The sequence below is a fragment of the Bacillus sp. NPDC077027 genome, from assembly GCF_050269555.1.
In the GTDB taxonomy this organism is placed as follows: domain Bacteria; phylum Bacillota; class Bacilli; order Bacillales; family Bacillaceae; genus Bacillus.
The window spans coordinates 759110-773869 of sequence record NZ_JBNNIO010000003.1; the positions used below are offsets into that span (position 1 = coordinate 759110).

Annotated in this window: 13 protein-coding genes; all 13 read left to right on the forward strand. The window is 39.4% G+C overall.

Going from position 1 to position 14760, the window contains the following annotated elements; all coding sequences use genetic code 11:
- The first annotated feature begins 167 nt into the window (after positions 1-167).
- The 13 genes from ACQKEZ_RS14285 to tdh all read left to right on the forward strand — a co-directional run bounded on the left by ACQKEZ_RS14285 (position 168) and on the right by tdh (position 14743).
- Positions 168-644 carry a MarR family winged helix-turn-helix transcriptional regulator gene (locus ACQKEZ_RS14285; RefSeq protein ID WP_427301785.1) on the forward strand — a complete coding sequence of 159 codons (477 nt, stop codon included), beginning with the start codon at positions 168-170 and terminating at the stop codon, positions 642-644.
- A complete protein-coding gene (locus ACQKEZ_RS14290; RefSeq protein WP_427301786.1) occupies positions 622-3741 on the forward strand; it encodes an MMPL family transporter in 3120 nt (1039 codons plus the stop codon). Before ACQKEZ_RS14285 ends, ACQKEZ_RS14290 begins: the two co-directional genes overlap by 23 nt.
- Before the next feature lie 29 nt (positions 3742-3770).
- Entirely contained in the window at positions 3771-4499 is a 729-nt protein-coding gene (ymfI, locus tag ACQKEZ_RS14295; protein ID WP_427301788.1) for an elongation factor P 5-aminopentanone reductase, read from the forward strand.
- 75 nt (positions 4500-4574) lie between these two features.
- Positions 4575-4832 carry a DUF3243 domain-containing protein gene (locus ACQKEZ_RS14300; protein WP_427301790.1) on the forward strand — a complete coding sequence of 86 codons (258 nt, stop codon included), beginning with the start codon at positions 4575-4577 and terminating at the stop codon, positions 4830-4832.
- A 129-nt stretch (positions 4833-4961) separates the two neighbouring features.
- On the forward strand, positions 4962-5753 hold the full coding sequence (locus ACQKEZ_RS14305; protein WP_427301792.1) for a DUF3388 domain-containing protein: 792 nt from the start codon (positions 4962-4964) through the stop codon (positions 5751-5753).
- Positions 5754-5776: 23 nt separating this feature from the next.
- Positions 5777-6676 carry a helix-turn-helix domain-containing protein gene (locus ACQKEZ_RS14310; RefSeq protein ID WP_427301794.1) on the forward strand — a complete coding sequence of 300 codons (900 nt, stop codon included), beginning with the start codon at positions 5777-5779 and terminating at the stop codon, positions 6674-6676.
- 64 nt (positions 6677-6740) lie between these two features.
- Complete coding sequence (gene pgsA, locus ACQKEZ_RS14315; RefSeq protein ID WP_427301796.1) at positions 6741-7322, forward strand: CDP-diacylglycerol--glycerol-3-phosphate 3-phosphatidyltransferase; 582 nt, start codon at positions 6741-6743, stop codon at positions 7320-7322.
- Positions 7323-7338: 16 nt separating this feature from the next.
- Positions 7339-8589 (forward strand): competence/damage-inducible protein A, encoded by a 1251-nt coding sequence (locus tag ACQKEZ_RS14320; protein WP_427301798.1) that lies wholly within the window; start codon positions 7339-7341, stop codon positions 8587-8589.
- Between the two features lie 178 nt (positions 8590-8767).
- Entirely contained in the window at positions 8768-9808 is a 1041-nt protein-coding gene (gene recA, locus ACQKEZ_RS14325) for a recombinase RecA (protein ID WP_427301800.1), read from the forward strand.
- A 302-nt stretch (positions 9809-10110) separates the two neighbouring features.
- On the forward strand, positions 10111-11673 hold the full coding sequence (gene rny, locus ACQKEZ_RS14330) for a ribonuclease Y (protein ID WP_427301802.1): 1563 nt from the start codon (positions 10111-10113) through the stop codon (positions 11671-11673).
- Between the two features lie 89 nt (positions 11674-11762).
- Positions 11763-12557 (forward strand): TIGR00282 family metallophosphoesterase, encoded by a 795-nt coding sequence (locus ACQKEZ_RS14335; protein ID WP_427301804.1) that lies wholly within the window; start codon positions 11763-11765, stop codon positions 12555-12557.
- A gap of 200 nt (positions 12558-12757) precedes the next feature.
- Complete coding sequence (gene spoVS / locus ACQKEZ_RS14340; RefSeq protein WP_003211281.1) at positions 12758-13018, forward strand: stage V sporulation protein SpoVS; 261 nt, start codon at positions 12758-12760, stop codon at positions 13016-13018.
- A gap of 684 nt (positions 13019-13702) precedes the next feature.
- Positions 13703-14743 carry an L-threonine 3-dehydrogenase gene (gene tdh / locus ACQKEZ_RS14345; protein WP_427301806.1) on the forward strand — a complete coding sequence of 347 codons (1041 nt, stop codon included), beginning with the start codon at positions 13703-13705 and terminating at the stop codon, positions 14741-14743.
- The last annotated feature ends 17 nt before the right edge of the window (positions 14744-14760 follow it).

The following is a 14760-nucleotide window of genomic DNA, read 5'->3' on the forward strand; positions in this document are numbered from 1 at the left end:
GGAGTTTGTCTTTTTGTGATTACAAACACTACGAAGGAGAATTTGTGACGAAAGGAAGATCATGATGAAAAAATTCTGTTTTTTTATAAGTGAAATAATTGACAGTTGTCTCGGTTATTAGTTAAACTCTTTAATAGTTCAACACTTAAACTAAAAAGGAGCAGCGTATGGAACAGCATAAAATTGCACTATTAATTCAAAGGTATGCAGATGTCTATTTAATGGTGGAAAGAAAAGTCTCAAGCTTAATTTCAGAAAAATTAGACAAAGAACTCACACTTGATCAGTATTACTCGCTTAGATATATCAATTTAAATCCTGGATGTACATCAACAGATCTTGCAATGGAATGCAATGTTAATAAAAGTGCTGTAACGTCAATGACAAACAGGCTCTTTAATAAAAACTATATGATTCGGCAGCACGATCAAGCAGATCGCAGAAACGTTCATTTATTTACCACTTCAAAGGGAAAAGAAGTAGTAAGCCGGATGGAAAAACAGCTCCAAGATCTTGTTCGCTCATATTTCATGAAATTTGAAGAACATGAAATCGAATCGTTTATTCATACGTATGAAAAATTATATCAAATGATCATCGAAGAGGAGGCACAACATTCAAATGAGAGCCATTATAAAGGGTAGATGGTTAATTTCTGCATTATGGATCGTGCTAGCAGCCGTCTTACTTATGTCAGCGCCTAGCATGGCAGACTTAACAAAGGAAAAAGGGCAGATTTCAGTTCCAGAAGGGTATCCCTCTTCATATGCAAATAACTTGCTAAAGCAAATGTCTGAAGATGGTGATACTCAAAAATCAGTGGTGATCGTTTTTCAAGGTCAACAACTCGTCAAAAATCAAGAAGTCTTATTAAAAAAAGCATTGGACATCTTAGAAGGTGACCCAGCTCTACATGTTAAAGATATCACCTCTTATTTTGAAGCAGATAAGGATATCCAAAAACAGCTTTTATCAAAGGATAAAACAACCTTACTTGTTCCAGTTACATACGACTCGAATAAAATTAAAGCCATTGACTTTAAAGAAAAAGTAAATGAAAAACTAAAGAGCTTAAACCTGAGTTATGAAATGACCGGTCAGTCGCTCATTGACGAGGATGTTCTCGCTAGCTCTCAAGAAGGCTTAAAAAAGACAGAGTATATTACAATTGCTTTTATTTTAATTGTTTTAATTTTAGTGTTTAGATCTGCTGTTGCTCCATTTGTTCCATTGGTAGCTGTGGCACTATCATATCTTGTCAGTCAGTCAATTGTGGCATATCTAGTGAAATATATGGATTTTCCATTATCCACCTTCACACAAATTTTTATGGTTGCCATCATGTTTGGCATAGGAACAGACTATTGCATTTTGCTATTAAGTAGGTTTAAAGAAGAACTTGCTCATGGCAAGGATAAAATTGAAGCCATTATCACTACGTATAAAACAGCAGGAAAAACAGTTTTATTTAGTGGAATTGCTGTTTTAATTGGTTTTACATGTATCGGTCTTGCTCAGTTCCAGCTTTATAAATCGGCTGTTGCCGTTGCTGTCGGTGTTGCCGTGTTAATTGTGGCATTACTGACAATTGTGCCATTTTTCATGGCAGTTCTAGGAAAAGTCCTTTTTTGGCCAATCAAAGGAGATATTGGACACCCGCAATCGAAAGTGTGGGAAGCTGCCGGACGCTTTTCGTTCAAAAAACCACTCTTTAGTTTAATAATTGTCGGAATCATCACAGTTCCTCCTATCCTTATGTATAAAGGGACACTTTCCTACAACAGTCTTGATGAAATTGGCAACAAATACGAATCTGTGAGTGCGTTTAATACTATTTCAGATAAATTTGGTCCTGGTGAATCATTGCCAGCAACAGTCGTTGTGAAATCAAGTGATGCTCTTGATACAAACGAAGGGCTCATTGCCATTGAGAAATTAAGTCGAGCCATTGAGCAAACAGAGGGTGTCAGCAAAGTACGAAGCGCTACTCGCCCAGTCGGAAAGGGCCTCAGTGATCTCTATGTCAAAACACAGGCAAAGGAGCTAAACAAGGGGCTAGAATCTGGGAGCGAAGGATTAAATAAAATCAAGGATGGACTTGCAAAAGCAAGTAAATCAATAGAAGATCAAACACCACAAATCAAATCATCTGGCAAAGGGATTAATCAGCTGATTACCGGAACTGAATCCATTAAATCTGGAATTAGTGATGTGGAGAAAAACCTAAGAGAGTTACAAAAGGGAACTGATCAGAGCAAACAAGGTGTAGCTGAGGCGAAAAAACAAATTCAAGCTGCAAAAAGCGAACTGATCTCCCAAGTCGATCAGTTAAATCAATATATCAGCCTTTATAAAAACATCTCTAAAGAATTGAAAGCCGCTTTATCCCAAGTGGACAATACACAATCTGCAACAGAAGATGTGAAGACACTGCTGAATCAAACAACCAATCAATTTAAAACCCTTGAGCAGCAGCTTCCAGAAGTGAAACAAAACGAATCTTATCAGGCAATTAAAGCGTCTTATTCAGAGCTTGCTGCCGCTTTAAAAGCAGGTTCGGCACAAGCAGATAGCTATGCCAAACAAGCAAAGGAAGCGAAAAAACAGCTTGAAGCTGCCGATACATTTATTGCAAAAGCCTCACAGCAGCAAAAAGTTTATACAAATAAAATAGATCAACTGATTAATGGTCTAGACAAAATTGAAAAAGGCTTGGATCGAACCTCCAAAGGTCAAAAACAACTTGCGGATCATTTGCCTGAACTTGAAAATGGGGCAGGTAAAGTGATTGATGGCCAAAAACAAATGAAGGGAAAAGTCGAAGGTTTTGGAGATGAACTCATCAAGTTGTCAGACGGTCTAAATGTAAGTGTCGAAGGACTCGAGAAAATCTCCAGTGGTTTAATGGGTGCTGGAGATTATCTAGACCAATTAAAGAATGCACCTGATCAAGATATGGCAGGCTGGTTTATCCCAAAAGAAGTTCTAAAGAACAAAGCATTCAATCAAGTGTTTGATTCCTACATGTCTGACAATAGAAAAATCACAACAATCGATGTCATTTTAGAAAAAAATCCATATGGCAATGAAGCAATGTCAACGATTAAAGCTGTAGAAGCTTCGGTGAAACGTGTCCTGCCTGAAACCAACTTAGACGATGTTTCTTTTGGCGTGTCAGGTGTATCTAGTATGAATACTGATTTAAAGCAGCTATCTGATCAGGACTTTAACAAAACAGTTTTTTATATGATGATCGGGATTTTTCTAATTTTAGTCTTGCTGTTTCGTTCCATTGTGATGCCGCTTTATTTAGTGGCTTCTCTCATCTTGACTTACTTTACAGCAATTGGGGTAACCGAATTTATTTTCACCAACTTCTTTGGCTATCCAGGTATTAACTGGGCAGTGCCGTTCTTTGGCTTCGTCATCTTGATGGCACTTGGTGTCGATTACTCGATTTTCCTGATGGAGCGTTTTAATGAATATAAAACGAGAGATATTCAAATGGCGATGACTGAATCAATGAAAAATATGGGCTCAGTCATTATGTCTGCTGCTGTTATTTTGGCAGGGACGTTTGCAGCAATGCTTCCTTCTGGCGTTTTGTCACTGCTTCAAATTGCGACGCTTGTTTTAACGGGGCTTTTGCTATATGCTCTCATTGTTCTACCATTATTTGTACCTGTTATGGTACGTATGTTTGGTTCAGCGAACTGGTTCCCATTTAAACGAAAAGAATAATCACTAATATAAAGAAAGAAGGAACAATTATGAGTAAGTGGGCGCTTATTACTGGTGCCAGTGGTGGTATTGGGCAAGCAACAGCAAAAAAACTTGCCCAAGAAGGTTACCATTTGATTTTGCATTATCATCAAAATGAACAAGCTGCGAACAAGCTGTCAAAGTATTTAAACCAGACGTATCAGGTACAAACCAATATTGTGCAGGCAGATTTATCAGCTCTGAATGGCGCCACTGAACTTTTTCACAAGCTATCTGTTTCACCTGATGTGCTCATTTTAAATAGCGGACGAAGCCACTTTGGTCTCATGACTGACACGGAGCAAGAGACTCTCACTGAAATGGTGCAGCTTCACGTATCTAGCCCATACTTACTTACACAATTGCTCCTTCCGGCAATGATCCAAAAAAAATCCGGTTCAATTGTAGTGGTTAGTTCGATTTGGGGAGAAGCAGGCGCATCTTGTGAAGTGCTTTACAGTATGGTGAAAGGTGCGCAAAATGCTTTTATTAAAGGACTTGCGAAAGAGCTTGCACCAAGTGGGATTAGAGCAAATGCGGTTTCACCTGGAGCAGTGAAAACAAATATGATGACCCATTTCTCTATAGAAGATATTGAAATGATGGAAGATGAGATTCCGATGGGAAGGCTTGCAAGTCCTTATGAAATTGCAGATGCTATCTATTTTCTTAACTCAAACCAATCCACATACATTACTGGACAAATTTTGTCAGTCAATGGTGGCTGGTACTGTTAAAAAAGCGTGTATAATTCGTTCCTTCTTGACAAAAGCTATGGCTGTAACTCATCTTTTTCGAATGGAGGATTCGACATGTCCGTACTTGAAAACTGGGATCATTGGAAAAACTTCTTAGGTGACCGTCTAAACCATGCACAAGATAAAGGGTTGTCCGATGATACAATCTCAAACCTTGCGTATGAAATTGGGGGTTATCTTGCCAATGAAGTAGAGTCGAAAAACGAGCAGGAAAAAGTACTTGCAGACCTTTGGAGCGTTGCCTCGGAAGATGAGCAGCGTGCGATTGCAAATATAATGGTCAAGCTTGTTGAAAATAATAGCTCGCACTAACAAAAAAGAGGGGACGTGAGCCTCTCTTTTTATTTTAGCTGTTTGGCAACATTGTGCTTTCTAATTAAGAGAAAATGCTTTATGATAAAGGAAGGTAAAAATTTGCCACAATGAAGGGGGTAATATCATTTGGCAAAGTTCGAATGGTATTTTGAATATGAGATACAAGTAAACCGTCCTGGACTTTTAGGAGATATTTCTTCTTTAATGGGGATGCTTTCTATAAATATTGTCACAATTAATGGTGTGGATATCTCAAGACGTGGTATGTTGCTTCGCTGCGATAACACTGATCAGATTAAGCGCCTTGAATCCATTTTAAACACAATGGAAACGATAAAAGTAACAAAGCTGAGAGAGCCAAAGCTACGTGATCGTTTGGCTGTTCGTCATGGGAGATACATTCAGCGAGATGCAGATGATAAAAAGACGTTCCGATTTGAAAGGGACGAGCTCGGTCTTCTTGTTGATTTTATGGCAGAGCTATTTAAAAAAGAAGGCCATAAGCTGATAGGGATTCGTGGAATGCCACGTGTTGGAAAAACAGAGTCAATTGTAGCTTCCAGTGTTTGTGCGAGTAAAAGATGGCTTTTTGTCTCATCTACACTTTTAAAACAAACCATTCGCAGTCAATTAATTGCGGACGAATATAGCCCAGATAACGTATTCATTATTGATGGAATTGTCTCAACAAGAAGAGGTTCTGAAAAACATTTGCAGCTTCTTCGTGAAATTATGAGATTGCCAGCAACGAAAGTGGTTGAGCACCCAGATATTTTTATTCAAAACTCAGAATATACAATGGATGATTTCGACTATATTATTGAACTGCGTAATAATGCAGGTGAAGAGATTACATATGAACATGCTGAAGAACCACAAGTGTTTGATCATTCTGGTTTTTCAGGTTTCGACTTTTAATATGCTAATGGTAGGTGTTTGTTTTGACTGAATTAGGAAAACGGCTCATAGAAGCCAGAGAGGAAAAAGGGGTGTCGCTGGATGACCTTCAGACGGCTACTAAAATCCAAAAGCGCTATTTGCAAGCAATCGAACAAGGGAACTATGACATCATTCCAGGGAAATTTTACGTTAGAGCGTTTATTAAACAGTATGCCGAAGCCGTTGGACTGAATGCTGAACAACTATTTGAAGAATATCGTAAGGATGTGCCAAGCACATACAATGATGAGGCTTCAGATAAATTGTCCAATATTAAGCCACAAAGAGAGCTTCCAAAGCCAGCATCAAAAGCATTAGAGCTATTGCCTACTGTATTAGTGATTGCGGGTATACTTGTTGTCATTGCCATCATTTACGTAATTGTCCAAGCAGTTAATAACGATAGTGGACAAAAAAACGCTCAGAAGGTGCCAGCGCAATCTGAAACGAAATATGAAGTGTCAGAAGATTCGTCACTTGCAAAAGATCAAAAGAAAAAAGAAAAAGCAGCCTCAAGCAAGAAAAAAGATGAGGCTCAAAAAGACGACTCAACAAAAGAAGATGAAGCTATCTCCATCAAAGCGACAAAGACAGAAGGTTCTACTACAACCTATGAAGTAGCTGGAGCTAGCGAGCTGGAGTTAGAAGTTTCTGCGACTCAAGCCTCTTGGTTACGTGTAAGGGATCAGTCTGGAGAAGTTCTAAAACTTGGCGAGTTAAAAGATGGAGAGTCTTATAAAACCGATATTTCCGATCTGTCGCAAGTGGATATTCGTCTTGGAAACGCCACAGGGATTGTCATAAAAATCAATGATGAAACGCTCAAGTACGAAATTGATCCAAAAAACACAATGACACAGAACATTGTGATTGTGAATAAAGAGAAGGAAAAGTCATCTTAAGCAAGTAGATGACTTTTCTTTTGTTCACACATATACATAAAATTTGTTTATTGGAGGATTTTTAATGTTTAACTTACCAAATAAAATTACACTTTCAAGGATCGCAATGATCCCTATCTTTATGATCATTATGTTAGCACCTTTTGATTGGGGTATGATACGTTTTGGCACTGTGAGTATTGAAGTCACGCACCTAGTGGGAGCGATTTTGTTTATTGTCGCCTCTACAACAGATTGGGTGGATGGCTATTATGCACGTAAGCTAAATCTTGTTACAAATTTCGGGAAATTCCTTGACCCACTTGCAGATAAATTGCTTGTTTCTGCGGCGTTGATTATACTTGTTCATTATCACCTCACACCTGCATGGATGGCGATCGTGATCATAAGTCGCGAGTTTGCTGTGACCGGTCTTCGTCTTGTACTTGCAGGAACGGGAGAAGTTGTGGCGGCAAATATGCTTGGAAAAGTAAAGACTTGGGCACAAATCATTGCCATTTCAGCACTTCTTTTGCACAATTTACCGTTTGAACTCGTTTCATTCCCATTCGGTGATCTTGCGATGTGGGTGGCTGTATTCTTCACAGTTGTATCAGGATGGGATTATTTTGTGAAAAACTGGGAAGCACTAAAGAATTCAAACTAAAAGGGACGTGAACGCTTTGAAGTCAGAGAGAAAAGCAGAGATCATTGCAGTCGGTTCAGAACTTTTGCTAGGGCAAATTACGAATACGAATGCACAATTCATCAGCAAACAGCTAGCTGAAATGGGGGTAAATGTTTATTTCCATACAGCAGTTGGTGACAATCCAGAGCGTTTAAAACAGGCGATTCGTATCGCACAAGAGAGATCAAACTTGATCATCTTTTCTGGTGGTCTTGGACCAACAAAAGACGATCTAACAAAAGAAACGATTGCAAGCACCCTTGGAAAAGAGCTTATCTTAAACGAGGAAGCTTTTGAATCGATTGAAGACTATTTCAAAAAAACAGACCGCACCATGTCACCGAACAATCGGAAGCAGGCGCTTGTACTTGAAGGCTCTGATGTACTCGTTAACCGCTTTGGTATGGCTCCCGGCATGTTTATCAATCAAGACGATACATTTTATATGCTTCTTCCTGGTCCGCCTAGTGAGCTGCATCCGATGTTTGAAAATGAAGCCAAACCGCTTATTTTAGAGAAGCTTGGTTCAAATGAAAAAATCGTTTCAGTTGTCCTACGCTTCTTCGGTATCGGTGAATCTCAACTTGAAACGGATCTTGAAGATTTGATCGATGCGCAGACAAATCCAACAATCGCACCTCTTGCGGCTGATGGTGAAGTTACACTAAGATTAACTGCAAAACATGCTGATGAAGAGGAAACAACACGTCTTTTAAAAGAAACAGAAACAAGAATTTTAAAGCGTGTTGGTAAATACTTTTACGGATATGATGACACTTCGTTAGTTAAAGAGCTATCAAAAGCGCTTCACGAAGACAAACGAACAGTGGCTGCAGCTGAAAGTCTGACAGGTGGTCTTTTTTCTGAATGGCTTACAGATGTAAGTGGGGCGACATCCATTTTTAAAGGAAGTGTCGTCTGCTATACAAATGAAATCAAACAGCGTGTGCTTGGTTGCAAGGAAGAAACGCTTTCTACATATGGTGCTGTCAGCAGACAATGTGCCTTGGAACTAGCCGAGGGTGCGAGGACGCTAATAGGTAGCGATATTGGCATTAGTTTTACAGGAGTGGCTGGACCTGATACGCAAGAAGGACATCCTGCTGGCAAAGTATTTATTGGCCTTTCAACAAAAGAAAGCACAGAGGTCTATGAATTCATGTTTGCAGGAAGCAGGTCAGGTATTCGCAAACGAGCTGTTAAGTATGGCTGCCATCATTTGCTCAAATTATTAAAAGAAAGCTAATTTTGATTTTTAGCCGGTTTGCTCCTTTATATAATCTATTTTCTTCTAATAGAAAATAGTATTTTCTAAGATTTTCTGCCAAGAAAAAATCCGAATATGTGTTCGATTTTTTCTTGGCAAATGACTTTAAACAAGGTATAGTATAGATAGTGGAATTGATAAAGGAGGAAACAATAGAATGAGTGATCGTCAAGCAGCCTTAGATATGGCTCTTAAACAAATAGAAAAACAGTTTGGTAAAGGCTCTATTATGAAACTAGGAGAGCGAACAGATACACGTATTTCAACAGTGCCAAGTGGTTCATTAGCACTTGATACGGCACTAGGAATAGGCGGATATCCGCGTGGACGTATTATCGAAGTTTACGGTCCAGAAAGCTCTGGTAAAACAACAGTTGCTCTTCATGCAATTGCTGAAGTTCAGCAGCAGGGAGGACAAGCGGCATTTATTGATGCAGAGCACGCACTAGATCCTGTTTATGCTCAAAATCTAGGTGTAAACATCGATGAACTACTTCTATCACAGCCTGATACTGGAGAACAAGCACTTGAAATTGCTGAAGCACTTGTACGCAGTGGCGCAGTTGATATTGTTGTTATTGACTCTGTTGCCGCACTTGTTCCTAAGGCAGAAATTGAAGGGGACATGGGAGATTCACATGTAGGTCTTCAAGCGCGTCTGATGTCACAAGCACTACGTAAACTTTCTGGTGCGATTAACAAATCAAAAACAATTGCTATATTTATCAACCAAATTCGTGAAAAAGTGGGCGTTATGTTCGGAAACCCAGAAACAACTCCTGGTGGACGCGCACTCAAATTTTATTCTTCTGTTCGTTTAGAAGTTCGTCGTGCTGAGCAGCTTAAACAAGGTAACGATATTATGGGGAACAAAACAAGAATCAAAGTCGTTAAAAACAAAGTAGCTCCGCCATTCCGTATAGCAGAAGTAGACATTATGTACGGAGAAGGAATTTCCAAAGAAGGCGAAATCATTGATCTTGGAAGCGAACTAGATATTGTTCAAAAGAGTGGCGCTTGGTATTCATATCAAGAAGAACGTCTTGGACAAGGTCGAGAAAATGCCAAGCAGTTCTTGAAAGAAAACAAAGATATCCTTCTTATGATCCAAGAACAGATCAGAGAGCACTATGGTTTGGATACAAATGGAGTTAAATCAACTGAAGAAGCTCAAGAAGAAATGGAGTTAACTGACTAAAAAGACGCTGAAAAGCGTCTTTTTTTTACAATTACATGACAGCCATCATGACAAAAGATATGGGTTTGCTTCAGATAACGACTTACGCCTCAGCCTGACTAGCTTGACAAGTATTTCTGACACAATTACAATGGAAATGTATCACTTGTTTTTCTTAACATGATTGATAACTAATTAAAACTTGACAAGGGCAGTGAGGTTCTCATTCCCTGTGAAGGCCCTGTATGTTGAGACAAAAGACAATGTACATGCCGACACTTTAATTTAGTAAAACCAAGTTCATAGCAAGAGGAGGTGAAAATATGTCGCCTACGATGTTTACAATCATCTCCATTTTGCTGAGCCTAATCTGTTTAGTTGTTGGCTACTTTGTTCGTAAAACCATTGCAGAAGCAAAAATATCCGGCGCAAGAAACATGGCCGAACAAATTGTTGAAGATGCAAAGCGTGATGCGGAAGCATTGAAAAAAGAAGCACTCTTGGAAGCGAAAGATGAAATTCATTCGTTTCGTGTAGAGGCTGAGCAAGAAGTTCGTGAAAGACGTAATGAGCTTCAAAGACAAGAAAACCGTTTACTGCAAAAAGAGGAAAATCTTGATCGCAAGGACGAATCTTTAGATAAACGGGAATCCCTGTTGGAGAAGAAAGATCATTCTCTGCATGAACGACAACAACATATTGAAGAGATGGAAAGCAAAGTGGATGATATGATTCGTTTGCAGAAAGCGGAGCTAGAGCGTATTTCTAGTCTAACCCGTGATGAAGCGAAGCAAATCATTCTGGATCAGGTTGAAAATGAGCTTTCCCACGACATTGCAATCATGACGAAAGAAACTGAAAACCGAGCGAAAGAAGAGGCTGATAAAAAAGCAAAAAACATTCTTTCACTTGCGTTACAGCGTTGTGCGGCTGATCATGTAGCTGAAACAACGGTATCGGTAGTCAATCTTCCAAATGATGAGATGAAAGGTCGTATTATCGGACGTGAAGGACGAAATATCCGTACACTAGAAACATTAACGGGGATTGACCTCATCATTGATGATACGCCTGAAGCTGTTATCCTATCGGGCTTTGATCCGATTAGACGCGAAACAGCAAGGATAGCTCTCGATAAGCTAGTCCAGGATGGCCGCATTCATCCTGCACGAATTGAAGAAATGGTAGAGAAATCTCGCCGTGAAGTAGATGATTATATTCGTGAAATGGGTGAACAAACTACTTTTGAAGTAGGTGTTCATGGCCTACATCCGGATCTAATCAAAATTCTCGGTCGTTTGAAATTCCGTACAAGTTATGGACAAAATGTCTTGAAGCACTCTATGGAAGTTGCGTATTTAGCAGGTCTCATGGCTTCAGAGCTTGGAGAAGATGCGAAACTTGCAAAACGTGCAGGTCTCCTGCATGACATCGGAAAAGCCATTGACCATGAAGTCGAAGGAAGCCACGTCGAAATCGGTGTTGAGCTTGCGACGAAATATAAAGAACATCCTGTTGTGATTAACAGTATTGCATCTCACCATGGTGACCAAGAGCCGACATCTATTATTGCTGTTCTTGTAGCAGCAGCTGATGCATTGTCTGCGGCTCGCCCAGGTGCAAGAAGTGAAACACTTGAAAATTACATTCGGAGACTTGAGAAATTAGAAGATATCTCTGAATCTTATGAAGGTGTTGAAAAATCGTTTGCGATACAAGCAGGACGTGAAGTGCGAATTATGGTGAAGCCTGATTCCATTAATGATCTTGAGGCTCATCGTCTAGCAAGAGATATTCGCAAGCGAATTGAGGACGAGCTTGATTACCCTGGCCACATTAAGGTTACGGTCATTCGAGAAACTCGCGCAGTAGAGTATGCAAAATAGAGCGGTGCGCTTAGCGCCGCTTTATTTTTTTATGTAAATGTGCAACACTTAGAAGACGTTAATTTACGAAAGAAAGGATCTCAGACTACATGAAAATTTTATTTGTTGGAGATATTGTAGGTTCACCTGGTAGGGAGACCTTAAAAGAATACTTGCCAAAATTAAAGAAAAAGTATCAGCCGCACTTTACCATTGTCAATGGAGAAAATGCGGCACATGGAAAAGGACTTACAGAAAAGATTTATCGCGAACTATTACAATCAGGAGCAGACGTATTGACCATGGGGAATCACACATGGGATAAAAGAGAAATCTTTGAATTTATTGACGATGCTGCGAATATTGTACGTCCTGCCAACTTCCCAGAGGGTACACCTGGAAAAGGACTAACTTTTTTGAAGAAGCAAGGAAAAGAACTGGCTGTGATCAACTTGCAAGGCCGTACCTTTTTACCACCAATTGATTGCCCTTTTCAAAAAGTAGATGAATTGATTGCTGAGGCTATGAAGCGAACACCATACATTTTTATTGATTTTCATGCGGAAGCAACAAGTGAAAAGCAAGCAATGGGGTGGTATACGGATGGTCGAGCATCGTGTGTTGTAGGAACACATACCCATGTTCAAACAGCGGACAATCGAGTGCTACCAAAAGGGACGGCCTATATTTCTGATGTTGGTATGACAGGTCCTTATGATGGGATTTTAGGTGTGGACAGAGAAACCATTATAAAACGTTTTAAAACAAGTCTACCAGTTCGATTTGAAATTGCGGATGGCCGCACAACTTTGAGTGCAGTGATAGTAGAAATTGACGAACAGTCGAAAAAAGCTGTCAAAATTGATCGAATTTTGATTAATGATGACCATATTTTCTTTGAATAAAAATTCACATATTTATTTCAGAAAAATATTAATGAGAAAGAAGGAATATGCGCCCTCTATCGTGAATATAGTAAAAATGGAAGGTATCCTGCTATTTTTGAAAAGCATTTTGGGGATGGATTTTCAAAAATAGTAACATCTAATAATGATTGTTCTAATGAACACTCACTTATCCATTGTAAATTTAAGGGGGAGCAGAAATGGAAATTTTAAAAGTTTCAGCAAAATCAAATCCGAATTCAGTAGCGGGAGCATTAGCTGGAGTTTTGCGAGAACGCGGTGCAGCGGAAATTCAGGCGATAGGTGCTGGAGCGCTGAATCAGGCGGTAAAGGCGGTCGCAATTGCAAGGGGATTTGTTGCACCAAGCGGAGTAGATTTAATATGCATTCCTGCCTTTACTGACATTCTTATCGATGGTGAAGAAAGAACAGCGATCAAACTGATTGTTGAGCCTCGATAATTCTAATTTTATTATTTTCAACCTGCTTACATCTTGTAAGCAGGTTGTTTTTGTTTACCGAGATACATTTCTTATATAACATATTACTTTTGGAATATGGTTAAAAACTACATATGGAAGCTTGCAATTTTTCAATATGATGGTAAATTAAAATGAACAAAAAGTAGTGCACCGAAAATAAATCATTAAGCAAGTAAATCAATGTTTGAGGCTTTTCTAAAAAGAGGTAAACTAGTCTTTATTTTATTCTTTATTGTCCTCATTGCTGGTGGCTATTTGTTTATCCAACTTCCGATTCGTATGAACTAGACCGTGACAAACTAGCTGAAGACTGTTTAAGTGCATAGCTAGTGAATAGACAGTTTGGGCTCGTTACAGAGGGAATTCCGCTGGAACTAAAACAAAATCAAAAACTCATGAAAATGGTGTACCAACCATTACTTTAAAGGCGTATCCAGGCATATCAGATACACTGTACTATATGTTTCAATCTCAAAATACAGGTAACAAATTCGGCAAATCTCCTTTTAGCAAGGGGATTTGTCTTTTATTTTGAAAAAAAGTGCAGAGAAATTTCCTGACGTGATCATCTGTTCACTCAGAGAAGACACCAGTATTTACGAGGGAAAAAAGACATGTTAAAATCTGATTGGGAGAACTTTTTTACAAAAGGGGTTGTACGTCATGTGTGGAACGATGAAAGCGATTGTTAAAAAAGAAAGCGCTTACGGAGCGGTTTTGGCGCAAATGCCCATTCCTGAAATTGACGAGCATGAAGTGCTGATCAAAATTAAAGCGGCGTCAATCTGCGGAACTGATGTCCATATTTATAACTGGGATGACTGGGCAAAAAAAAGAGTGAAAGCGCCATATATTTTTGGGCATGAATTTTCAGGGGATATTGTAAAAGTGGGAAAAAGGGTCACACATGCAGCAGTAGGGGATTATGTGTCGGCTGAAACCCACCTTGTATGCAACAGGTGCTACATGTGTTTGACCGGTCAGCAGCATTTATGCAGTGAAACGAATATTTTAGGAGTTGATATTGACGGCTGTTTTGCTGAGTATGTCAAAGTGCCTGAACAAAATATTTGGCATAATCCGCCGAATATGCCGAAGGAACTTGCTTCTATTCAGGAACCATTAGGCAATGCTGTTCACACGGTACTTCATACACCGGTCTCAGGTAAATCTGTAGCCATTTTTGGCTGTGGACCAATTGGACTGATGGCTATTGCTGTAGCAAAAGCCTCAGGCGCTGTTCAAGTGATGGCAATTGACAAAAATGAATATAGATTACAATTAGCAGATCAAATGGGTGCAGATCAAATCATCCATGTGGGAAAAGAAGATCCAGTCAGTGCCATTAAACAGCTAACGCGTATGGAAGGAGCGGATGTCATTTGTGAAATGTCAGGCCATCCTACTGCTATTACACAAGCACTAGAAGCGGCAGCGAACGGGGGTAAAATCAACATTTTAAGTCTTCCAGAACGTCCAGTCGCGTTGGATATTACGAATCAAATCGTTTTTAGGGGATTAACGGTTCAAGGAATTACTGGTAGAAAGATGTTTGAAACGTGGCGACAAGTATCAGATCTTTTGAGAACAAATACGGTCGATGTACAGCCTGTCATTACACATACGTTCTCATTTGAAGACTTTGAAAAGGGATTTGACCTTATGAGAAGCGGTACTTGTGGGAAAGTCGTTCTCATTCCATAAAAACAAAGGGGGATAAA

Excerpts from the sequence above, each read along its gene's own strand:
- ACQKEZ_RS14285 (WP_427301785.1), top strand. The coding sequence starts at position 168 with ATGGAACAGCATAAAATTGCACTATTAATTCAAAGGTATGCAGATGTC.
- ACQKEZ_RS14300 (WP_427301790.1), top strand. The coding sequence starts at position 4,575 with ATGTCCGTACTTGAAAACTGGGATCATTGGAAAAACTTCTTAGGTGAC.
- recA (WP_427301800.1), top strand. The coding sequence starts at position 8,768 with ATGAGTGATCGTCAAGCAGCCTTAGATATGGCTCTTAAACAAATAGAA.
- rny (WP_427301802.1), top strand. The coding sequence starts at position 10,111 with ATGTCGCCTACGATGTTTACAATCATCTCCATTTTGCTGAGCCTAATC.
- ymfI (WP_427301788.1), top strand. The coding sequence starts at position 3,771 with ATGAGTAAGTGGGCGCTTATTACTGGTGCCAGTGGTGGTATTGGGCAA.
- pgsA (WP_427301796.1), top strand. The coding sequence starts at position 6,741 with ATGTTTAACTTACCAAATAAAATTACACTTTCAAGGATCGCAATGATC.
- ACQKEZ_RS14335 (WP_427301804.1), top strand. The coding sequence starts at position 11,763 with ATGAAAATTTTATTTGTTGGAGATATTGTAGGTTCACCTGGTAGGGAG.
- tdh (WP_427301806.1), top strand. The coding sequence starts at position 13,703 with ATGTGTGGAACGATGAAAGCGATTGTTAAAAAAGAAAGCGCTTACGGA.
- spoVS (WP_003211281.1), top strand. The coding sequence starts at position 12,758 with ATGGAAATTTTAAAAGTTTCAGCAAAATCAAATCCGAATTCAGTAGCG.
- ACQKEZ_RS14290 (WP_427301786.1), top strand. The coding sequence starts at position 622 with ATGAGAGCCATTATAAAGGGTAGATGGTTAATTTCTGCATTATGGATC.